Below are 23,221 nucleotides of genomic sequence, written 5' to 3'. Positions count from 1 at the left end.
CTTCTCCGGGACCGCCCCGATTGTGCCGGAAAAGTCCAGGGGCCGCCCTAGCGTTCCCTCAGCGCTTCGGCGCGGGCCTTCAGCACCGGCTTGAGCAGGTAGTCCAGCACGCTCTTTTCGCCGGTGATGATGTCCACCGTGGCGATCATGCCGGGAATGATCAGCAGCGGATGTTCGTCGCTGCCGAGGTGGCTTTTCTCGGTGCGCACCTGGATCAGGTAGAAGCTCTTGCCTTCCTCGTCGGTGATGGTGTCGGCGCTGATCAGTTCGAGATCGGCCTTGAGCCCGCCGTAGATGGTGTAGTCGTAGGCGCTGAACTTGACCATCGCCTTCTGCCCCGGATGGAGGAAGGCCACGTCCTGCGGGCGGACCTTGGCCTCGATCAGCAGGCTGTCTTCCAGCGGCACGATTTCCAGCAGGTCGCTGCCCGGCTGGACCACGCCGCCGATGGTGTTGACCTTGAGCTGCTTGATCACGCCGTGCACCGGCGAGACCACGGTGGTGCGGCTGACCCGGTCCTGGATTGCCAGGCCGGTGGCGGTAATCTTCTGCAGTTCGGTGCGGACTTCGTTGAGTTCCTTGAAGGCGTCGGAACGGAAGGCCAGCACGGATTCCTCGATCTTGCTCTTGATCTCGCCGACCGCCGCTTCGGCACGGGGAATCGCCAGGGTGGTGGCGTCCAGCGAGCCGCGCATCTCCACCGCGCTGCGGCGCAGGCGTAACACTTCCACCTCGGAGATGGCGCCGGTGCCCACCAGGGGTTGCGACATGTTCAGTTCCTGCTGGATCAGCCCCAGGCTGGAGCGGTACTGCTGGGCCTTGGCGCGGAATTCGGCGAGTTCCTGCTCCTTCTGCCGCAGTTGCTCCTGGAGCGTGCGCTGCTCGCTTTGCAGCCGCTGCTGACGCGAACGGTACAGGGCCTGCTCGTCCTCGGCCAGTTGCGGGGCGTTGCGCCGCACTTCCTCCGGCACCGCCATAGGCCGACCTTCGGCCTCGGCGCTGAGGCGTTCGATGCGCGCGACCAGCGCCAGGCGGTCGGCCTCGGTCTCGCCCTTGTTGGAGAGGAAACGGGTGTCGTCCAGGCGCAGCAGGGTGTCGCCCTTGTCCACCACCTGGCCTTCGCGGACGAAGATTTCGGCGACGATGCCGCCTTCCAGGTTCTGCACCGTCTGCACCTTGCTGGAGGGAATCGCCTTGCCTTCGCCGGTGGTGACTTCCTCGAGCACGGCGAAGCGGGCCCAGAGCAGGGCGACGATCAGGAATATCGCCACGCTCCACACCGTGACGCGGGTCAGCCAGGGGGAATCCTCCAGGACCGCGCCCTGGACCTCGGGCATGAATTCCAGGTCCGGGCGCTGCCGGCCCAGGCCGGTGAAGTAGCCGAAGATCATTTGTGACAACGCCATGCTGGTACTCCGAGCACAGATCGGGTCGCGCCGCTTGTCCTTTCGTGCCGGGGCGGGGCGCAACCCGTACTTCTCCGGCTTCCGGTATATCAGAACCTGTTTACGATCTGCTGCGCGTCGGCCCTGCTGCGTTAAAAACCAACTGGATCGCCAGCCCGGTCGCACTGCTCATTTACAGTTCGTAAAGTCGAATGCGACTCCAATCGCGTCCTCGTCGGTTTTTGCCTTGCATGGCTCTAGCTCGCGAGATCGTAAACAGGTTCTCAGGCCACCCTTCCGGGGATGGACCTGGCTGTTCAGGCGGACGCGGTGCCGACCCGGCCCTTGCGCAGGGCCTCGATCACGGCGTCCTTCGGCCCATCGGCGACGATGTGCCCGTTGTCCACCACCACCAGCCGCTCGACCAGGCTGAGCATCGAGGCCCGGTGGGTGATGAGCAGCAACGTCTTGCCCTGGGCCAGCCGCTGCAGGCGATTGCGCAGGACGTCTTCGCTGGTGTTGTCCAGCGCGCTGGTGGGCTCGTCGAGCAGCAGGATCGGCGGATCGAGCAGCAGGGCGCGGGCCAGCAGCACCTTTTGCCGCTGACCGCCGGACAACAACTGGCCACGCTCGCCCACCGGGCGGTCGAAGCCCTGCGAATGCTGGCGGGCCAGTTCGTCGACGCCGGTCAGTTCGGCGACCTCCAGCATCCGCGCGTCGCTGACGTAACGGGCACCCAGGGTCAGGTTGTCGCGCAGGCTGCCGGCCAACAGCGGCAGGTCGTGGGCCACGTAGCCGATCTGGTGGCGCAGGTCGGCGACGTCGAGTTGGCGCAGGTCCAGGCCGTCGAGGAGGATCTGGCCTTCGTCCGGTGCGTAGAAGCCCATCAACAGGCGCGCCAGGGTACTCTTGCCGGAACCGCTGCGGCCGATGATGCCGATGCGTTCGCCGGGAGCGATGCGCAGGCTGACGTTACTCAGCGCGGCGGCGCTCTGGCCGGGGTAGCGGAAGGTTACCTGGGCGACGTCCAGCGCGCCCTTGAGCTGGGTGCGCTCGAACGGCCGCTGCGTGGCCTGGCGTTCCTGCGGCAGGGCCATCAGCGCGTCGGTGCTCTTCATGGTCAGCCGCGCCTGCTGGTAGCGGGTGATCAACCCGGCGATCTGGCCGAGAGGGGAGAGCACGCGGCTGCCGAGCATGTAGCAGGCGACCAGTGCGCCGACGCTGAGGTTGCCGGCGATGATGGCGTAGACCCCGGCGACGATAGTCGCCATGCCGGCGAACTGCTGGACGAACTGGGTGCCGTTGGTGGCCAGCGAGGACAGGAAGCGGGCATGGCTGTCGAGGCGGGTGAGGGCGCCATGGGTCTTTTCCCAGCGGTGCTGGCGCTCGCTCTCGGCGCCGCAGGCTTTGAGAGTCTCCAGGCCGCCGAGGGTTTCCACCAGCAGTGCCTGGCGTTCCGAGCCCAGGGCCAGGCTCTTCTGCACGGTGTCGCGCAAGCGCGCCTGGATGATCAGCGCGAAGATCGCGGTGAGCGGGAAAGCCAGCAGCGGGATCATCACCAGCCAGCCGCCGAGCAGGCCGATGACGACGATCATCAGCGCGGCGAAGGGCAGGTCGATCAGGCTGGTCAGGGTGACCGCGGTGAGGAATTCGCGCAGGCCCTGGAAGTCATGGATGCTCTGGGCGAAGCCGCCGACCGTCGCCGGCCGCGCCTTCATCGCCATGCCGGTGATGCGCTCGAAGAGCGTGGCGGACAGCACCACGTCGGTTTTCTTCCCGGCGGTGTCCAGCAGATGGGCGCGCAGCACCCGCAGCAGCAGTTCGAAACCGGTGCCGATCAGCAATCCGATGGCCAGGACCCAAAGGGTGGCGGTGGCCTGGTTCGGCACCACGCGGTCGTAGGTCTGCATGACGAACAGCGGCACCATCAGGCCGAGCACGTTGACCAGCAGGCTGGCCACCAGGGCGTCGGTGTAGAGCCAGCGCGACAGCTTGAGGGTGTCGCGGAACCAGGCTTCCACACGCGGCACCAGCGGTGTGCGGGCTTCCTCCAGTTCGTGCCGGGGGCGGGCGAAGAACGCCTGGCCGGCATATTCGGCGGCCAGTTTTTCCCGATCGACCCATTGCTGGCCGCCTTCCGCCTCGCAGGGAAGGATCAGCGCCTGGTTCTTCGGCCCCCACTGGCGCAGCACGGCAGTACGGCCGTTCTTCAACAGCAGCAGCACCGGCAGGTTGAGCGATGAGATGGCCCCCAGTTCACGGCGCAGCAGCCGTCCCTGCAGGCCGGCGCGCGCGGCGGCGCGGGGCAGCAGGTCGGTACTCAGGCGCTGCTCGGGCAAGGGCAGGCCGGCGCTGAGGCTGGCCCGGCTGGCGGAGCAGCCGAGCAGTTTGCAGAGGATGAGCAGGCCATCGAGCAGCGGGTCGTCGTGACTCAGCCGGGGATCGCCTGCGGGTATGGCCTGCTCCATCTTGGTCACGTTCAACTGCTCCGGTGGCCGTTACTTCATGGCCGGCAGTCGAGCCTCGCTCTTCACCTCGGTGAGGGCTACCGCTTCGGCCGGGACTACGATGTTCTGCTTGCGCAGCAACTCACCCATCGCCGCGATCACGCGGTACATGGAAAACTCTTCGGTGTAGCGCACCTCGACGTAGCGGCGGTTCGCGGTGAACAGCTCGTTGTCGCTGTCCAGCAGATCGAGCAGGCTGCGCTGGCCCAGGCCGAACTGCTGTTGGTAGGCCTCGCGGACGCGGGTGGTGTAATCCGCGTAGTCGCGGGCCGGCTTGGTCTGCGCACGGGCGTTTTCCATGGCGTTCCAGGCCAGCGCGAGGTTCTCGTTGAGCTGGCGCAGCGCGTTATTGCGGATGTCCATCGCCTCGTTGATCTGGTGGGCGCTGGATTGCAGGCGGGCCTTGTCGCGCATGCCGTTGAACAGGTTGTAATTCATCACCACGCCGGCGCGCCACGAGTTGTAGTGGCCTTCGTCGCCCTGCACGTTGTCGTTGGCGCTGGTGGCCAGCTCGACGTCGAAGCGCGGATAGAACGGCGACTTGGCGACCTCGTACTGCTTCTCGGCGGCCTGGACGTCGGCCTGGGCCGATTTCAGGTAGGGGTTGTTTTCCATCACCAGTTGCCGGGCTGCGGACAGGTCGGCGGGCAGCTCGCCCTTGATCGAGGCCGGGGCTTCGAGTTCGTCCGGCATGCGCCCGACCACGCTGAAGAAGTTCGCCTCGGCATCGGCCAGGTTGACCTGCTCGGTGTACAGGTTGTTCTGCGCCAGCGCCACGCGCGCTTCGGACTGGTCGACGTCGGCGGTGCTGCCCACGCCGCGCTCCTTGCGCAGGCCGATCTGATCGTTGACGCGCTGGTGGCTGAGCAGGTTGTCCTTGGCCAGCGTCACCAGCTCGCGCCGCTTGAGCACTTCCAGGTACACCTCGACGGTGCGCAGCGCCAGACTCTCGGCCGTGCCGAGCAGGCGGTAGGCGCGCGAATTCACCACCGCTTCGGTCCGCGCGACTTCGTTCGGCGTGTTGAAGCCATCGAACAGCATCTGCCGCAGGCGCAGCTCGGCGGTGGTGTTGTTCAGCGTTTCGGTGTGGTGGTCGCCGAAGGCGCGGGTGCTCGGGCTGTCGGTATGTTCGCGGCCATAACCGACCAGCATGTCGACGGTGGGCAGGTAGCCGCCCTTGGCGATCTTCACGTCTTCGTCCGAGGAGAGCCGGCTGTTGGCGTTGGCCTGGATCTCGGGGTGATTGTCCACGGTACTTTGAATGGCTTCCGACAGGTTCATCGCCTGGGCCTGACTGTAAACCATGACCAACAGCATGCTGGACCAGAGGGGGGTTAAAGCGCGCATGGAATGCTCTCCTTAAAAGACTTCGAATCCTGTCGTCAAATTACTGACGTTATTTCCTGTGAAACCGTATCAGGACTGTAACATCACAGCTAAGGTCATCTTTTAAAAAAGCTCAGAAGATTTTGTCATAGAAAATATGACTAAATATTCTTATGCAATTTTTCTTAGATAAGCACATTGTTCGCTTTGGCAGGCCCCGATATCAAAGGTTTTCATTGATTTCACGGGCGAAATGATGGCCAGGGCTCGGTCTAGAGCGAAGGGCGGGAAATCAACCGGTTAAAGTCGTACGGCGTGGCTCGAAAATGCGACATTTTTTTGTCGCGTATTTTTTAAACAAAAAATTGGCGCCGTCCTTTACAGCGATTTTTCTCTCCGCAACTCCTGTTTCGAAGAGCACCCCGGGCCCTCTGAAGGAATCGTCGGCAGAGGCCGATTCGTTGTTTGCGGAGGATGGACATGGCTACGTTGATCGGTGTCGTCAGACAGGTCGTGGGAGAGGTGTATGCGGTCGCCAGCGATGGCGGGCGGCGTCTCCTCGTTGAGGGTGACCGGGTATTCGCCGGCGAACAGATCGTCACCGGGCCGGAGGGCGCAATCTCCATCGCGCTGGCCAAGGGTGGGGAACTGGAACTCGGACGGCAGAGCGAACTGCTGCTGGATAGCCAGTTGCTGGCCGAGGGCAGCGGTGCATCGGCGGAGCAGGCGGCCGCGACTGCGCCGAGCGACCAGGCTCTGACCGACGTCGAAGCCCTGCAACGTGCCATCGCGGCGGGCGCCGACCCGACCCAGATCGGTGAAGCCACCGCGGCCGGCCCGGGTGCCGGAGCAGGCGGTGCCGGCGGTGGAGGCGGCGGGCACTCGTTCGTCCTGCTGGGCGAGGTTGGTGGCGCCGTCGACCCGGTGATCGGCTTCCCCACCGAGGGACTGGGTTTCAGCCCGCTGTTCCCCGAGGCCGATATCGTCGCCGCCGAGCCGGAAGAGCCGGCCGCGCCGGACTTCACGCCGAGCGTCGAGGTGGTCTATGAGGACTTCGAAGGCGAGGTGATCGCCGGACCGGGTGTGGTCGATGAGGCTGCCCTGGCGGACGGCAGCAACCCTGGCAGCGATGCCGAGCAGACCCAGGGCCGGTTGATCGTCAACTCGCCGGACGGCGTGGCCGCCGTGCAGGTGCAGGACCGTGACGGCAACTGGATCGACGTCACCAACGGTGGCACCGTGCAGGGTGTGTACGGCACGCTGGTGGTCGATGCGGCAGGCAACTGGACCTACACCCTGAGCGGTGCGACCCAAGATCACAGCGGTACGGGCACCGGCGCGGCCGACCAGGTCGGGGAGAGCTTCGGCGTACGCGTCATCGACAGCGATGGCGACATCTCTCCGGTCAGCGTCCTGAACATCACCGTCTACGACGACGGCCCCAGTGCAGCTAACGACAGCGCCAGCCTGGGCGAAGACACCGCCAGCGTCGCCGGCAACGTGCTGGACAACGACAGTGCCGGTGCCGATGGCGGCAAGACTGTCACTACGCCCGGTACCAGCAGCGGCAGCTATGGCCAGTTCGTGCTGGGCGCGGACGGCGCCTACACCTACACCCTGAATACGGCCAATCCGCTAGTACAGGGCCTGGACAGCGGCGAGACGCTGACCGAGACGTTCAGCTACACCATGCGCGATGCGGACGGCGACGAGAGCACCGCCACGGTGACCGTCACCATCGTCGGCAGCAACGACGTGCCTGGCCTGACGGTCGATCCGGGCAACGGCGGCGCCAACGACGTGGTGTTCGAGTCCGGCCTGCCGGCCGGGTCGGATGCAGGGGCGAACAGCGAGTTCGCCAGCGGTACCTTCACCCTGTCGGATGCCGATGGGCTGGACGACCTGCAGAGCGTGACCATCAACGGCGTGACCGTGGCCATCGGCAGCCTGGCGGGTTCGAGTTTCGCCGGCAGCAACGGCACCCTGACCATCACCGCCTACGATCCGGACACCGGCGTGGCCAGCTACACCTACGAGCTGACCAGCCCGACCACCGATGGCCCTGGCGTGGAGACCGACGTCTTTACCCTGACCGTTTCGGACGGCACCGCTTCGTCGGCCCCGGCCAACATCATCATCGAAATCGTCGACGACGTGCCAACGGCGTTGAACGACAGCAACAGCCTGGGCGAGGACGACGCCAGCGTCGGCGGCAATGTGCTGACCAACGACATCGGCGGCGCCGACGGCGGCAAGGTGGTCACCACGCCCGGCAGCTATGCCGGGACCTACGGTCAACTGGTGCTGAATTCGGACGGCAGCTACACCTACACGCTCTACGCCGACCCGGCGACCCAGGCGATTATCCAGGGCTTGAGCGAGGGCGAGTCGCTGAGCGAGTCGTTCGGCTACGGCATGCAGGACGCCGATGGCGACCCGAGCAGCGCCACTCTGACCCTGACCATCCAGGGCGCCGACGACGGTGTGGTGATCACCGGCCTGGACCTGAACGGCGGGGAAGTGCTGGTCGACGAAGACGACCTGCCCAATGGTACCGATCAGTCCGACTCGCTGAGCCAGAGCGGTTCGTTCGCTATCACAGCGCCGGATGGCATCGCCACCGTCAGCATCGGTGGGGTCAGCTTCACCTACGCGCAACTGGCCAACGCGGGCAGCGTCAATCTAGTGATTGACAGCCCGGCCGGTGTGCTGGTGATCAATGGCTACAGCGGTACTGGATCGGGCGGTACGGTGTCCTACACCTACACCTTGCAGGACCCGGTGAGCAACGCAGTGGGCTCCGACCAGGCGACCGAGAGCTTCGCCATCGTAGTCACCGACGAGGATGGCTCTTCGTCCAACGCCAGTCTCGACGTAACCATCATTGATGATCAGCCCATCGCAGCCAACGACAGCGCCAGCCTGGGCGAAGACACCGCCAGTGTCGTCGGCAACGTGCTGGACAACGACAGTGCCGGTGCCGATGGCGGCAAGACCGTCACCACCCCGGGTACCAGCAGCGGCAGTTATGGCCAGTTCGTGCTGGGCGCGGACGGTGCCTACATCTACACCCTGAATACGGCCAACCCGGTGGTACAGGGCTTGGACAGCGGCGAGACGCTGACCGAGACCTTCAGCTACACCATGCGCGACGCGGACGGCGACGAGAGCACCGCCACGGTGACCGTCACCATCGTCGGCAGCAACGACGTGCCTGGCCTGACGGTCGATCCGGGCAACGGCGGCGCCAACGACGTGGTGTTCGAGTCCGGCCTGCCGGCCGGGTCGGATGCAGGGGCGAACAGCGAGTTCGCCAGCGGTACCTTCACCCTGTCGGATGCCGATGGGCTGGACGATCTCCAGAGCGTGACCATCAACGGCGTGACCGTGGCCATCGGCAGCCTGGCGGGTTCGAGCTTCGCCGGCAGCAACGGCACCCTGACCATCACCGCCTACGATCCGGACACCGGCGTGGCCAGCTACACCTACGAGCTGACCAGCCCGACCACCGATGGCCCTGGCGTGGAGACCGACGTCTTTACCCTGACCGTTTCGGACGGCACCGCTTCGTCGGCCCCGGCCAACATCATCATCGAAATCGTCGACGACGTGCCAACGGCGTTGAACGACAGCAACAGCCTGGGCGAGGACGACGCCAGCGTCGGCGGCAATGTGCTGACCAACGACATCGGCGGCGCCGACGGCGGCAAGGTGGTCACCACGCCCGGCAGCTATGCCGGGACCTACGGTCAACTGGTGCTGAATTCGGACGGCAGCTACACCTACACGCTCTACGCCGACCCGGCGACCCAGGCGATTATCCAGGGCTTGAGCGAGGGCGAGTCGCTGAGCGAGTCGTTCGGCTACGGCATGCAGGACGCCGATGGCGACCCGAGCAGCGCCACTCTGACCCTGACCATCCAGGGCGCCGACGACGGTGTGGTGATCACCGGCCTGGACCTGAACGGCGGGGAAGTGCTGGTCGACGAAGACGACCTGCCCAATGGTACCGATCAGTCCGACTCGCTGAGCCAGAGCGGTTCGTTCGCTATCACAGCGCCGGATGGCATCGCCACCGTCAGCATCGGTGGGGTCAGTTTCACCTACGCGCAACTGGCCAATTCGGGCAGCGTCAATCTGGTGATCGACAGCCCGGCCGGCGTGCTGGTGATCAACGGCTACAGCGGCTCGGCAACGGGCGGTACCGTCTCCTACACCTATACGCTGCAGGACCCGGTGAGCAACGCGCTGGGCTCCGATCAGGCGACCGAGAGTTTCGCTGTGGTTGTCACCGATGCGGATGGTTCGTCCGGTACTGATTCGCTGGACGTGACCATCATCGATGACAAACCTGTCGCGGCTAACGATAGCGCCAGCCTGAGCGAGGATGCCACCAGCGTCGGCGGCAACGTGCTGACCAACGACATCGGCGGTGCCGATGGCGGTAAGGTGGTCACCACGCCCGGCAGCTACGCCGGTACCTACGGTCAATTGGTACTGGGCGCCAATGGTAGCTACACCTACACGCTCTACACCGATCCGGCGACCCAGGCGATTATCCAGGGCTTGAGCGAGGGCGAGTCGCTGAGCGAGTCCTTCGGCTACGGCATGCAGGACGCCGATGGCGACCCGAGCAGCGCCACCCTGACCCTGACCATTCAGGGCGCCGACGACGGTGTGGTCATTACCGGTCTGGACGTGAACGGCGGCGAGTTGCTGGTGGATGAGGACGATCTGCCCAACGGCAGCGATCAGACGCCCGAGTCCCTTAGCGACAGTGGCTCGTTCGTCATCAGTGCTCCGGATGGCATCGCCACCATCAGTATCGGTGGGGTCAGCTTCACCTACGCGCAACTGGCCAACTCGGGCAGCGCCAATCTAGTGATTGACAGCCCGGCCGGCGTACTGGTGATCAATGGCTACAGCGGTACTGGATCGGGCGGTACGGTGTCCTACACCTACACCTTGCAGGACCCGGTGAGCAACGCAGTGGGTTCCGACCAGGCGACCGAGAGCTTCGCCATCGTAGTCACCGATGAAGACGGCTCATCGTCCAACGCCAGCCTGGACGTGACCATCGTCGACGATGCCCCGACTGCCCACGCCGACACCAACAGCGTGGTGGAAGGTGGGGTGGTCAACGGCAATGTGCTGACCGACGGCACGCCCGATGTGTTCGGCGCGGATGGCGCCACGGCCGGTGGCGGAGTCGTCGGCGTCAAGGTCGGTGGCGACACCGGCACACCGGCTTCCGGCAGTGTCGGCTCGTTGCTGACCGGTACCTATGGCACCCTGGTGCTGAACGCCGATGGCAGCTACACCTACGACGGCTTCCCCAATGTGGTGCCGCCGGCGGGAGCGACCGACGTGTTCACCTATACCATCCGCGATGCGGACGGTGACTTGAGCACCACCACCCTGACCATCGGGCTCACCGATAGCGGGCTCTTCGCGCCGCTGGACAACGACGTGCTGGTCTACGAGAAGGCGCTGGACACCACGGTCAGCGGTTCCGACCTGGCCGCCGGCACGGTGACCGGCAGCCTGCCGGGCCATACCGGCGAGACGGACGCCAGCAACCAGCTCAACGCCACGGGTGGCGTAGGAGTTCTGACCTACAGCCTGGTCGGCAGCGCCACCGGCAGCTACGGCACCATCCAGATCAACAGCGATGGCAGCTATGTCTACACCCTGACCAAGCCCTACGACACCAGCCCGGATGCCAATAATGGCGCCAACGTGGAGCTGGGCAAGGACAGCTTCACCTACCAGGTGACGGACGCCAACGGCAACACCGCCACCGGGACCATCTTGGTGGATATCGTCGACGACGTACCGGTGGCTTTCGTGCCGGTGAACGGCCTGATGGTGGACCAGACCACCGCCGTGCACAGCATCACGGCCGATCTGCGTTTCGCCCAGGCAACGGGCGCCGACGGCGTGGGCAATGTGGTGTTCAACATCACCGAAGGGACGGCCGCGCTGGACGCCGATGGCCGCATCCTGATGCTCGACGGTCAGCAACTGTTCCTGTACTACGGCGCCGACCATACCGAGCTGGTGGCCAAGACGGCGGGCGGTGATATCGGCTACACCATCGATATCGATCCGGCGGCCGATAGCTACACCCTCACCACCTACGGCGTGATCTCCAACGGGGTACAGGAAATCACCACCACCAACCTGACCGGCGTCGGTGCGGGTAACGTGAACTTCAAGGGCCTGATCAATATCGGCGGCAGCGACCAGGATGTACTGATTTCCTCGACCACCGGCAGCATCAACAGCGACGTCGACGACATCGGTATCGCCAACCAGTGGATCAGCACCGGCGAAAACGTGCGCTTCGATTTCGTCAACGGGCTGGCCACTGGCGGCGCGAACGGCACGGGCTTCGTCTACACGGACCACAACTTGGCGTTCAGCTACAAGCAACGCATATTCGTCAAGGGCGGAGCCGCCAACACGGCGAATCTGATCGTCACGGCGATCATTGCCGACAGCGATTATGTCTTCGGCAACGGCGATCCGGGCGAAAGCTACGTCAACCTCTCCACCAGCGATATCAAGGTGTTCAACGGTGCCACCGATGTCACGAATCTGGTGACACTGGTGGACAACGGCAACTCCATCACCATCCAGGGCATGAAGGACGGCTGGACCTTCCAGATCGTCTCGGACGACGCGTTCAGCGCGGTGCATGTGCAGGGCGCGACCGGTACCGGCGACTTCTCCCTGAGCTTCCTGTCGTATTCGCAGGAAGTACCCGGCCAGCCGATCGACCTCACCCATCCGATCACCGCGACGGATGGGGACGGCGACAGCATCGCCAGTAACATCACGGCGACGCTGTACCCGGTCGACACCAGCGTGGAAGGCGATGCCGGTGGCAATACCCTGACCGGTACCAGCGGTGTCGACCACCTGTTCGGCAACGGCGGCGACGACACCCTCTCCGGGTTGTTGGGCGACGACGTGCTGTCCGGTGGCGACGGCAACGACCTGCTGATCGGTGGCTTGGGTAACGACCTGATGTCCGGTGGCGCCGGTGCCGACACCTTCCAGTGGAACGCCGGCGAGACCGGTACGGACCGGATCACCGACTTCAAGCCGGGCGAGGACGTTCTCGACCTGTCCCAATTGTTGACGGGGCTCTCGCCGACGCCGGATGCCGGTGAGTTGAGTCACTACCTGAGCTTCTCGTTCGGCCCGAATGGCACCACCATCGGTGTCGATGTCCAGGGCGTGAACGGTCCCGTCGAGCAGACCATCGTGCTGGAGGGCGTGGACTTGTCCAGTGGTGCCTACTACAGCAGCTCCGATGTGGGGACGGTGATCAGCGGCATGCTCAACGACGGTTCGTTGAAGGTGGATACAGTCTAATCTTGAGCGAGAAGACGGAGCCCGCCACCCTCACACGGGCGGCGGGCTTTTTTATGGCAGTCGGGGAATGACCATGGTGTATGTGCAGCGGGATCGGGAAGGGCGCTTGCTCCGGGCGGAGCAGTCGCCCTTCGAGGGCATGACGGAAACCCTGGCGGTGGACGACGAGGAGCTGCTCCAGTGGCTGGATGCCCAGGAAAAGATGCAGCTCCGCTTGGCCAAATTGCGGAATTCCGACCTGGAAATGATCCGGGTGCTGGAGGACCTGGTGACCGTGCTGGTCGACCGCGGCGTGATCCGCTACACCGACCTGCCGGAAGCCGCGCGGCGCAAACTGCATGCGCGGGCGGAAACGCGGGCGGAGCTGGGCGGGCTCAGCGGCTTGCTGGGCGATGACGAAGGTGGGTTGATCTAATCGCTTTCGTTGTAGAAGCGAACTCTGCTCGCGATTGGGGCTGCGCAGAAGCATCGCCAGCAGAGCTGGCTCCTACGGAAGCGAGTGGGTGCTGCCGGTCTGTGGTAGGGGCGAATTCATTTGAACTTGGGAAACCACGTCCTTAGGACGTGGTCATGAGTCATCGGCTCTGCCTGTGACGATTCCTCTGGTGGATGAGATCGACGAGGCTGGTCGGAATTGTGCAGGCTCGAAATGCTAGCGTCTTGCACGGTATCGGTTGGAATCGATAGCCGAGGGTTAGTGAAGCTCAAGCTCCACTCCCGGATTGTGCATCCGGGCTACGATTTATCAGGCTGCTCCGTGGGCTGGCCTCGCCCCCTTCTAGGGGGCTAAAGCAAGTCCACGTTCTACGAACGTGGATGTTTACTCGCCCGGCGGAGGTTGGTTTGGGCGAATGAAATCGCCCCGGGAGATCCGTTCGTTGTAGGAGCGAGCTCTGCTCGCGATTGGAACTGCGCGAAAGCATCGCCAGCAGAGCTGGCTCCTACGGAAGCAAGGGCGTCAGGGCATTTCCTTCCACGGTTCCGGCGCGCCGATCAGGCGGCCCATGGCGCCGTATACGCCCAATTCGCCGAGCGCCTGCAATTCCCCTTCGGTTTCCACCATTTCGGCGATCAGCGGCAGATCGATGCTGTTGGTCGCGCGGAAGATGGCTTCGATGAACAGCCGCTTGTCGTGCTCCTGGTCGATGTGGCGGATGTAGCTGCCGTCGATCTTCAGATAGGCCAGGCCGAGGTGGGTGAGGTTGCCGATCAGGCTGAAGCGTCCGCCGAAGTGCTGCAGGCCGAGCTGAACGCCAGCACTGCGCAGGTTCTGGGCCAGGCGCTCCAGTTCGGCGGGTGGCGGCAGGTAGCGCTCGTCCAGATCCAGGGTCATCAGGCTGGCTTGCTGGGGGTTCTGCTTGAGCAGGTCGAGCAGGCCCGCCAGGCTGTCCGGCTCGCGCAGGGTCGCGGCGGACAGACTGAGAGCGAGCGGCTGCGGATGTTCGGCGAGGTGGGCCAGGCTGTGTTCGAGCATCGCCCGGTCGAGGCGGGCACCCCAGCCCAGGCGCTCGATCCAGGGCAGGAAGCGGCCGGCGCTCACCGCTTCACCCTGGGGATCGATCAGCCGGGCGAGGACCTTGTGATGCAGCACCTGGCTGCGCTCAGCACAGCGTACGACGGGCTGGAAATATAACTGCAGCTTGCCCTGGTCCAGCGCTTCGTCGAGCCAGGCGCGCCAGTTGTGCAGGCCTTTGCCGTTCTGCGTCAGGTAGTCGTCGAGGCGCTCCCAGCCCTTGCCCGGATTGCTCTGCGCCTGGGCCAGGGCCTGGTCCGCGCGGGCGATGACATTGGCCGGTGTTTCCCCGGGCTTGAACGCGGCAACCCCGACATGGGCCACCGGCTGGCAATCGCTGGCGCCGGTCCGGTACAGGTTGTCCAGCGCCTCGCTGAGTTCGGCGGCCAGGCGGTCGGCGTCCTCGCCGGTCAGGCCGGGGGCGAGCAGGGTGAATTCTCCGCCACGGCTGCGCGCGGCCAGCCAGTCCGGTTTGCCGTGTCGCTCGACGAGGCGCTCGAGCTGCTCGGCGATGGCGCCGATCAGGGCGTCGGTCTGCTCGCCGCCGAGCCGTTGGTTGAGGCCGACCAGATCCTGCACGCGCAGGAGCACGAGGTAGCCGGCGGAGTGCTGTTCGGCCGTGCTGAGCTGGTTGGCCAGTTTGAGATCGAACAGGCGGCGGTTGGCCAGGCCGGTCAGGCTGTCCTGATAGGCCTCCTCGCGCAGTTTTTCGCTACGTGCCGCCTCTTCGGCGAACAACGCCTTGAGCTTGTCCACCATCTGGTTCATCGCCAGCACCACACGCTTGAATTCCGGTGTGCGGGGAATGCGTGGCAGGCTGAGGAACTCGCGCCGGGAAATGGCCTGGGCCTGTTGCACCATCTTGTCCAGCGGCGTCAGTTGGACACGCAGCAGCCAGGCGCCGAGCACCGCACTGATCAGGCCGCACAGCAGCAACCAGAGCAGGCTGGCGATGGCGCTTTCCCAGAGCCTGGCCAGGGCGAAGCGCGGATGGCTGATCACTTCGACCCGCGCGGCCTGTTCCCAGCCTCGGCTGATCAGCGCATCGCCGCCCTGTGGGCGGAGGTCGACCAGATCGACGAACCACTGTGGTACCTCGTCGGGACGCGGTTCGGCGTTGCGCTCGACTACCACCGTTTCGTCCGGGATGCGCACCACGCGGATGCTGGCGAAGTAGCCGCTGTCGAAGATCGAGCTGACCATCAGCTCCAGCATGGCCGGGTCGTCCACGTGCGGCGTCATCGACAGGCCGAGCGCGGTGGCGGCGTCCTGCGCGTGGGAGCGCAACTGGCTGATCAATTGCTCGCGTGAGTTCTCCACCCCGGCGATGAAGCTGCCGGTGAAGGCCACGACGAGGAACAGGCAGATGGCGATGAACAGTTGCTTGAGTAGTGACATGGCGTCCCTCCTAACCCTCGCCGATGACAAAGCCTTCGGCCCGCATTTTTTTCAACAGGTCCTGCCAGCGCGACAGCTTCTTGGCATCGCCGCTGCGCTTGCCGCCGCCGGCCCCCGGCAGGTAGAGGCCTTCGGCGTTGAAGGCGTATACCGGCAGCAGGTCCTTGCGTTGCGAAGCGGGGCGGATATCGCCGATCAGGTTGTCCAGCACCAGCGGTTCGGCGGTGGGGCTGACGTAGTAGGTCAGCACCATGTGCGCCTGGTTGTAATCGAGCGCCTTGACGTAGGTGATGCGCAGCTTGTCGCTGGGCACGCCGAGGCGGCGCAAGGTGAAGTACTTGGCGAGGGAATAGTCCTCGCAGTCGCCGGCGCCCTTGACCAGGGCCTCGATAGGGGTGGCCCAGTAGTCGTTCTGCTGCCAGATGCGGAAATCGTCGGTGAAGCGCAACTGACGGTTGAAGAAGCGATTGACGACGTCCAGCTTCTCCCGTTCGGGAAGCTCGCCGCTGCTGTCGATCAGGTCGCTCCAGGCTTCGATGCGGCCCTTGGCGATGCCGAGTGGGCCATAGCGTTTTTCCGCGTTGCGGATGATGTTCTCGAAGTCCCAGTTGGCCGAGGCGGTCGTCAGCAGGAAGGCCAGGAAGAGGGGCAGGGCGAGCAGCAGGCAGCGATCCAGGCGGGCCGTGAGCGGGCGCGTCGATCCTCCTGGAATGCACAGCCACTGAAGCATGGGTCGCGTCTCTGCCGTTGGTGGCTCAAGTGTAAGCGCTATAAAGGCATTTTGCCTTCTCTGCCGCGAGGTATAGGCGGTCAGCGGGCCGGCAAAGTCTTCTGCTTGAGAATGTAGAGGGTGACGAGCACGGCGCTGCTCAGCATGAACACGCGTGCCCAGACCAGCGGAACCAGATAGCAGGAAAAACCGATGCTCACCCACATCAGGACGATGGCGTAGACCTTGCCTTTGAGCGGAATGCCCTGCCCGTCGAGATAATCGCGAATCCACGGGCCGAGGCGGGGGTGGGTGACCAGCCACAGGTAGAAGCGCCGTGAGCTGCGCACGAAGCAGGCGGCGGCCAGCAGGAGGAAGGGGGTGGTCGGCAGCACCGGCAGAAAGATGCCGATCACGCCGAGGACGATGCAGAGCCAGCCCACCGCGAGCAGCACGTAACGCACGGCAGGATGGCGTGCCTCACGGATATCCGGCTGCGGCGTGGGGCGGTTCATCGACAATGCACTCCTTGGTGCCAGGGTCGATCGATATTGTGCAGGGCTTGCAACGAGGAGAGAAGCGCGCGGTCGGGCCGCGCGCCGGGAAGCGATGCTCAGTGATGGCGCGGCTTGAGCAGGGCGGGTTTTTCTTCGGGGGCGTTGAACAGCAGGAAGAGGGCGGTGAGCAGTTCCGGAATCTGCTCGGCCATTTCGTCCACCAGATGACGGTCGCGGGCGATTTCGGCGAATTCCGGCTGCTCGTCGAACAGGCCCGAACCGACCATGATCGGCAGCAGCAACTCGCTGACTTCGTCTTCGGCGTCTTCGAACCAGACGCTTTCGCGCAGGAACACCCCTTCCATGAAGCCGATGCACCAGCCGCGCAGGTCGGATTCGTCGGGATCGTCGCCGAGGTCCAGGTCGCAGGGCAGCTCGGGGTCGTCGTCGCTGGCCAGTTGGCGGCCGATGTGGGCCTTGAGCTGGAGCAGGGTGCCTTCGATTTCGTCGCGTTCGGCGTCGCTGCGATAGTGCGGCGGCTCGGCGAAGAGCGCGTCGATCCATTCACGCTCCGGGACCTGCTCCGGGCAGATCGACAGGGCGGTCAAATAGCCATGGGCGGCCACATAGTCCAGGGCCTCTTCATGCAGCTCGTCGGCATCGAGAAAGGCTTGCAGGCGGGACAGTTGCTCGGCGAAGGACATCGTGGGGACTACCTTGAGGTGTTGACGAGGCTGGATTTTAGCCCGGATATGCGCGTGCCGGCTGCCGCAGAGCGGTTTTTTTTGCGATGAACCCCGATTTTCCTGTTTGAAATGCCTCTCACAGCACATCCTTTTGACCGCTGACCGCTGACCGCTTACTCGATGGGCGTGTCCCTGTGGCCGGCCCGCCTCACGTATAATGCGCGGCTTTTACGCGGCCAGGTGCCGCCGTCCCGTTCGGCCAGGCCGCGTTGCCTGTGCCTTGGGGCGAATCCGGAGCCGCCCGGGATGGGGTTCCGAAAGACCGTGGAGTTTTGCATGCTCGAACAGGCCCAGCGCATCCTCAAAGACGTCTTCGGCTACGACGCCTTTCGTGGCAACCAGGCGGCTATCATCGAGCGCGTCGCCACAGGTGGCGATGTCCTGGTACTGATGCCCACGGGCGGCGGCAAATCGCTCTGCTATCAGGTGCCCGCCCTGTTGCGCGAGGGCCTGGCGGTGGTGGTTTCGCCCTTGATCGCCCTGATGGACGATCAGGTCGCCACCCTCGACGAACTGGGCGTGCCGGCCGTGGCGCTGAATTCCACCCAGAGCCCGGAGGAGCAGCGCGATATCGCCGACCGGATTACCCGGGGCGAGATCAAGTTGCTTTACCTGGCCCCGGAGCGGCTCGTCCAGCCCCGTATGCTGGCGTTCCTGCAACGCCAGCGGATCGCCTTGTTCGCCATCGACGAGGCCCATTGCGTGTCCCAATGGGGCCACGATTTCCGCCCGGAATACCTGCAACTGGGCCAACTTGCCGAGCAGTTCCCGCACGTGCCGCGCATCGCCCTGACCGCGACGGCCGACAGGCGTACCCGCGAAGAAATCGTCAACCGCCTGCATTTGCAGCAGGCCGAGCGTTTTCTCTCCAGCTTCGACCGGCCGAACATTTTCTACCGCATCGTGCCGAAGGAGCAGCCGCGCAAGCAGCTGATCGGCTTCCTCGCCGAGCGCCGGGGTGACGCGGGCATCGTCTATTGTCTGTCGCGCAAGAAGGTCGAGGAGGTGGCGGCTTTCCTCTCGGAACAGGGATTCCCGGCGCTGCCTTATCACGCGGGGTTGCCCAGCGACCTGCGGGCGTTCCACCAGAAGCGCTTCCTCAACGAGGAAGGGCTGATCATGGTGGCGACCATCGCCTTCGGCATGGGCATCGACAAACCCAACGTGCGTTTCGTCGCTCACCTCGACCTGCCCAAGTCCCTCGAAGCCTATTACCAGGAAACCGGTCGCGCCGGTCGTGACGGGTTGCCCGCCGATGCCTGGATGGCCTATGGGTTGCAGGACGTGTTGCTGCTCAAGCAGATGCTCAACAACTCCGAGGGCGACGAGCGGCACAAACGCGTCGAGCAGCACAAGCTGGATGCCATGCTCGCGCTCTGCGAGGAAACCCGCTGTCGCCGCCAGGCGCTGCTGGCCTATTTCGACGAAGAGCTGCCGCAGCCGTGCGGGCACTGCGATAACTGCGTCGACGGCGTGCAGACCTGGAACGCCACCGAGCCGGCACGTCAGGCGCTGTCGGCGATCTACCGCAGTGGCCAGCGTTACGGTGTCGGCCATCTGGTCGACATCCTCCTCGGCCGCGACAACGAGAAGGTCCGGGGGCCGGGGCACCAGCATCTGTCGGTATTCGGCGTCGGCAAGTCGCTGTCCGAGGGCGAATGGCGTTCGCTGTACCGCCAGTTGGTGGCGCGCGGGCTGGCCGACGTGGACCTGGATGGTTTCGGCGGGTTGCGCCTCTCCAACAGTTGCCGGCCGCTGTTGCGTGGCGAGGTTGAATTGCAGCTGCGCCGCGATCTGAAGCCGCAGGCGCCGAAAGCCTCCTCCAGCGCCGCCAGCCAACTGGTGCGGGGCGAGGAACGCGAGCAGTGGGAAGCCCTGCGGGCCCTGCGCCGCAAGCTGGCCGAGGAGCATTCGGTACCGCCCTACGTCATCTTCCCCGACGCGACCTTGCTGGAAATGCTGCGCAGCCGGCCATCGACCCTGGCGGAGATGGCACGGGTCAGCGGTGTCGGTGCGCGCAAGCTGGAGCGCTACGGCGAAGCCTTCCTCGAAGTGCTCAACGGCAAGGCGGAGGCGCCGCGGGCTGTCACCGATCTGCGCCACGAGTTGATCAGCCTGGCGTCCGCCGGCATGACGCCGGCGCAGATCGCCCGCCAGCTGAATTGCACCGAAAAGAACGTCTACAGCCTACTGGCCGAGGCCATCGGGCGGCAGCAGTTGAGCCTGGAGCAGGCGCTCGACCTGCCGGAAGAATTGCTGGGCGAGATCCAGGATGCCTTCCTCGATGGCGAGGGCGAGCTGCCGCCGGTGGCGGAAATCGCCGACCTGTTCGCCGGTCGCGTTCCGGACGGTGTGCTGCATTGCGTGAGGGCCGCGTTGCAGGCGGAGTTCGAAGTCTGAGACGAGGCGGGGAGGCGGTCAGCTTGTGGCTGCCTCGGCAAAGCGGCTAAGGTGTGTCCAGGCCTCCAAGAGAAGAGGTATGAAGTTGTCGCCCCGTCCTGCCTGGCTAGATGACGTTCGCCCCAATCCCTATGCCGACCAGCTCGCATCGGGCTTTCGCCTGTTGCGTTTCTCCCGCCCCCTCGAACGCGAATACCGCGAGTTCATGCTGGAAGACGGCTTCGAGCTGAAGCGTATCGCCCTGGGAGTCGGCATTCTCTTCTGGCTGGCCTTCGCCGTTCTGGACCAACTGCTGATCAGCGATGGTGCTCGATGGGGGATGATCGGCATCCGGCTCCTGGTGCTGGTCCTGCTGGTGATCTGCGCCTGGTTGATGATGCAGCGGCGCCATATTTACCTGCTGCTACCGCTGAGCCTGGTGTGCATCCTGGCCTTCGGCCTGGGGGCGGCCGCGGTGGTGGCTCTCGCGCACCGCAGCGATCCGGGCTACCCCTACGAAGGGCTGCTGCTGGTGAGCATGGCGGCCTATTTCCTGGTCGGCCTGCGCCTGAGCGAAGCCCTGGCCTGCGCCCTGGCCGTGCTGCTGGCTTATGTCGGCTTCGAACTGCTGGCCGGGTTGCCCGCGGCCCGGCTGATCAACAACGTGCTATTCCTGGCCTTCGGCAACCTGATCGGCGCCCTGGGCTGTTATCTCCTCGAGTTCAAGTCGCGACAGCATTTCCTGGTCAGCCGGCTGATGCGGGTCCTGGCTGACCACGACAGCCTCACCGGACTGCACAACCGCCGCAGTTTCAATCGCCAGTTGGAGCGGCTGTGGCGGCATGCCCAGCGCGAGAAACTCTCCGTGGCGCTGTTGCTGTGCGATATCGATCACTTCAAGGCGTACAACGATCGATACGGACACCAGGCGGGGGACAAGGCGCTGCAGCGTGTCGGGCTGGTGCTGGAGAGCGCGGCGCGGCGGCCTCTGGACATGGCCGTGCGCATGGGCGGCGAGGAATTCGCCGTGCTGCTGTACGACATCGAGGAGAGCGAGGCGCTGCGGCGCGCCGAAGCCTTGCGCGCTGCGCTGGAAGCCGAGGCCATTCCCCATGATCGTTCGGACACCGCCAAGGTGGTGACCATGTCCATCGGTGTGGCCTGCTTGCAGCCCACGGAGCAGGACAATCTCAGCCAGCTTTACGAACGTGCCGACCGGGCGCTTTACCTGGCCAAGGCGGACGGCCGCAATCGGGCCATGCTGTAGCGTACGGCGCGATTTTGTTGCGCGATGTCAATGGAGGGGTGTGCAGGGGCTGGGAAAGCTTGCTCCGTCTCCGTGGCTATGGTTAGCTGACTAATAATTGATTTTGAAGTTAGCCAAGAGTCTCCGCATGTCCTATCCCGATCAACACCGTTTCGCCATGCAATTGGCCCAGCTTTCCCGTGCCTGGCGGGCCGAGCTGGACCGCCGCCTCGTCGGCCTAGGGCTGTCCCAGGCGAGGTGGCTGGTGCTCCTGCACCTGGCCCGCTTCCAGGAGCCGCCGACCCAGCGTGAGCTGGCCCAGAGCGTGGGCGTCGAAGGCCCGACCCTGGCGCGTCTGCTGGACAGCCTCGAGGCCCAGGGCCTGGTCCGCCGGCAGGCCGTGCTGGAGGATCGCCGGGCGAAGAAGATCACCCTCAGTCCCGAGGCGCGCCCGTTGATCGAGAAGATCGAAGCGATTTCCACCCAACTGCGTGAAGAGCTGTTTTCCGGCATCGACGAGGAAGAACTGCGTCGTTGCCAGCAGGTTCACGCCCGGATTCTGGCGAATCTGGAAAAACGTTGATGGGGCAGGACCTCGAGGCGCTGCGCGCGCGGCTCGGCGCGTCCTATCCCAACTGGCTGCTGGCGCTGCTGATGACCGGCAGCATGGCGATGGTGCTGGCCTCGACCAGCATCAACGTAGCCTTGCCGGCGATCATGGCCGATTTCGCCATCGGCCGACCGTTGGCGCAATGGTTGTCCACCGGCTTTCTCGCCGCCATGACGGCCGGGTTGCTGCTGTCGGCCTGGGCGCTGGCCCGTTTCGGCGCGCGGCTGACGGTGCAGGCCGGGTTACTGCTGTTCATCGCCGCATCGCTGTTGGCATTGGTGGCTACCGGCGCCTGGGAGTTGATCGCCCTGCGCATCGTCCAGGGTCTTTGCGCCGGGGTGATCCAGCCGCTGGCCATGGTGCTGATCTTCCGTACCTTCGCCGAGGGTGGGCGCGGCATGGCGTTGGGCATCTATGGGCTCGGCGTGATGGTGGCGCCTTCCCTGGGGCCCACCGTCGGCGGCTATCTGGTCGACCATTTCGGCTGGGCCGCGGTGTTCTGGATGCCCTTGCCGATGTGCCTGCTGGTCTTGCTGGGGGCGCACTGGCTGCTGCCCAACCGACGCGCGGACACCACGCCACCGCTCGATCTGTGGGCTTTTCTCCTGCTCAGCATCGCACTGTTCGCTCTGCTCGGCGCGTTGGCCGAGGCGCAGCGCTTCGGCTGGCTGGTACCGCGCAGCGGGGTGCCAATGCTGATCGGGCTGCTCGCCGGTGCGGCGTTTTTCCTGCGCAGCCGGCGCCAACCCAAGCCTCTGCTGCCGCTGGGCCTGTGGCGTCACGCGGCGTTTCGCAGCGCTAGTTGGGTGGCGTTGGTGCTGGGCATGGGCCTATACGGTTCGACCTACCTGATCCCGCTCTACCTGCAAATGGTCGAAGGCTACAGCGCGGGCAGGGCCGGCCTGCTGTTGCTGCCGACCGGCGTGGTGCTGGGGATCGCCTCCTTCATCGGCGGCTGGCTGAGCGACAAGCTGTCCGCTGCGCTGCTGCTCGGCGCCGGCCTGGCGGTGTTTGCCCTGTCTTCGGCAGGGCTGGGAACCCTGGAGCAGGGGGCTTCGTTCCTGGCGCTCTGCACGTGGGCCTGTGTCGGGCGGATCGGTCTGGGCCTGCTGTTGCCGGCATTGAACACCGGTGCACTGGATGTTCTGAAGGCCGAAGAACTGGCGCTCGGCGCCGGGGCCATCACCTTCGTGCGCCAGTTGGGTGGCGCCTTCGGGGTCAACCTGCTGACGTTCTTCCTGGAGTGGCGTCATGCGGCGGAGGGAGGTGACACGCTGGCGGAGGCCCAGGCCTTCCAGCAGACCTTCTGGCTGATGGCGGCGCTCTTCGCCCTGGCGGTGTTGGCCGCCCGAGGCGTTCGCTCGACAAAATCCTGACTTCGAGAATTCTTCCCGGCATCGCTTGTCGTTTTATTGACGATATGAAACATAAGGGTATGATGGCGATGTGCCTTTATCGCCTGATCCTCTTGTCAGGGCAGATCGCGGATAAGCATCCATACTCATTCCAGCCGGGTCCGACA

13 protein-coding genes are annotated in these 23,221 nt (G+C 64.9%); 6 read left to right on the top strand and 7 right to left on the bottom strand.

Features of this window, described 5'->3' with window-relative positions; translation table 11 throughout:
- Positions 1–47: 47 nt before the first annotated feature.
- The 3 genes from PIN01S_RS04590 to PIN01S_RS04580 all read right to left on the bottom strand — a co-directional run bounded on the left by PIN01S_RS04590 (position 48) and on the right by PIN01S_RS04580 (position 5,239).
- Positions 48–1,406 (bottom strand): HlyD family type I secretion periplasmic adaptor subunit, encoded by a 1,359-nt coding sequence (locus PIN01S_RS04590; protein WP_084333942.1) that lies wholly within the window; start codon positions 1,404–1,406, stop codon positions 48–50.
- A 296-nt stretch (positions 1,407–1,702) separates the two neighbouring features.
- A complete protein-coding gene (locus tag PIN01S_RS04585; RefSeq protein WP_084333986.1) occupies positions 1,703–3,853 on the bottom strand; it encodes a type I secretion system permease/ATPase in 2,151 nt (716 codons plus the stop codon).
- A gap of 30 nt (positions 3,854–3,883) precedes the next feature.
- Entirely contained in the window at positions 3,884–5,239 is a 1,356-nt protein-coding gene (locus PIN01S_RS04580; RefSeq protein ID WP_084333941.1) for a TolC family outer membrane protein, read from the bottom strand.
- A gap of 459 nt (positions 5,240–5,698) precedes the next feature.
- Here PIN01S_RS04580 and PIN01S_RS04575 point away from each other — a divergent pair, with 459 nt between their 5' ends.
- Together PIN01S_RS04575 and PIN01S_RS04570 are read left to right on the top strand one after the other, a co-directional pair.
- Positions 5,699–12,601, top strand: coding sequence for a retention module-containing protein (locus PIN01S_RS04575; protein WP_169715784.1), 6,903 nt, complete (start codon positions 5,699–5,701; stop codon positions 12,599–12,601).
- A gap of 73 nt (positions 12,602–12,674) precedes the next feature.
- Complete coding sequence (locus PIN01S_RS04570) at positions 12,675–13,016, top strand: tryptophan synthase subunit beta (protein ID WP_084333985.1); 342 nt, start codon at positions 12,675–12,677, stop codon at positions 13,014–13,016.
- Positions 13,017–13,559: 543 nt separating this feature from the next.
- On the opposite strand, the gene lapD is transcribed toward PIN01S_RS04570, so the two are convergent.
- The 4 genes from lapD to PIN01S_RS04550 form a co-directional block, all read right to left on the bottom strand.
- Positions 13,560–15,512 (bottom strand): cyclic di-GMP receptor LapD, encoded by a 1,953-nt coding sequence (gene lapD / locus PIN01S_RS04565; RefSeq protein ID WP_084333939.1) that lies wholly within the window; start codon positions 15,510–15,512, stop codon positions 13,560–13,562.
- Between the two features lie 10 nt (positions 15,513–15,522).
- Positions 15,523–16,242: a cysteine protease LapG gene (lapG, locus tag PIN01S_RS04560; protein WP_084333938.1), complete on the bottom strand. Its 720-nt coding sequence runs from the start codon at positions 16,240–16,242 to the stop codon at positions 15,523–15,525.
- Between the two features lie 80 nt (positions 16,243–16,322).
- Positions 16,323–16,736 carry a YbaN family protein gene (locus PIN01S_RS04555; RefSeq protein ID WP_084333937.1) on the bottom strand — a complete coding sequence of 138 codons (414 nt, stop codon included), beginning with the start codon at positions 16,734–16,736 and terminating at the stop codon, positions 16,323–16,325.
- Between the two features lie 98 nt (positions 16,737–16,834).
- Positions 16,835–17,422, bottom strand: coding sequence for a UPF0149 family protein (locus tag PIN01S_RS04550; protein ID WP_084333936.1), 588 nt, complete (start codon positions 17,420–17,422; stop codon positions 16,835–16,837).
- A gap of 318 nt (positions 17,423–17,740) precedes the next feature.
- Here PIN01S_RS04550 and recQ point away from each other — a divergent pair, with 318 nt between their 5' ends.
- From recQ to PIN01S_RS04530, 4 genes are all read left to right on the top strand, one after another.
- Positions 17,741–19,864: a DNA helicase RecQ gene (gene recQ / locus PIN01S_RS04545; RefSeq protein WP_084333935.1), complete on the top strand. Its 2,124-nt coding sequence runs from the start codon at positions 17,741–17,743 to the stop codon at positions 19,862–19,864.
- Positions 19,865–19,943: 79 nt separating this feature from the next.
- Positions 19,944–21,110: a GGDEF domain-containing protein gene (locus PIN01S_RS04540; RefSeq protein WP_084333934.1), complete on the top strand. Its 1,167-nt coding sequence runs from the start codon at positions 19,944–19,946 to the stop codon at positions 21,108–21,110.
- 127 nt (positions 21,111–21,237) lie between these two features.
- Positions 21,238–21,672 (top strand): MarR family transcriptional regulator, encoded by a 435-nt coding sequence (locus PIN01S_RS04535; RefSeq protein ID WP_084333933.1) that lies wholly within the window; start codon positions 21,238–21,240, stop codon positions 21,670–21,672.
- Positions 21,672–23,075: a DHA2 family efflux MFS transporter permease subunit gene (locus tag PIN01S_RS04530; protein ID WP_084333932.1), complete on the top strand. Its 1,404-nt coding sequence runs from the start codon at positions 21,672–21,674 to the stop codon at positions 23,073–23,075. The genes PIN01S_RS04535 and PIN01S_RS04530 overlap by 1 nt, the downstream gene beginning before the upstream one ends.
- The last annotated feature ends 146 nt before the right edge of the window (positions 23,076–23,221 follow it).

The organism is Pseudomonas indica NBRC 103045 (genome assembly GCF_002091635.1).
Taxonomy (GTDB): domain Bacteria; phylum Pseudomonadota; class Gammaproteobacteria; order Pseudomonadales; family Pseudomonadaceae; genus Pseudomonas_M; species Pseudomonas_M indica.
This window is presented reverse-complemented; position numbering and strand designations above follow the sequence as displayed.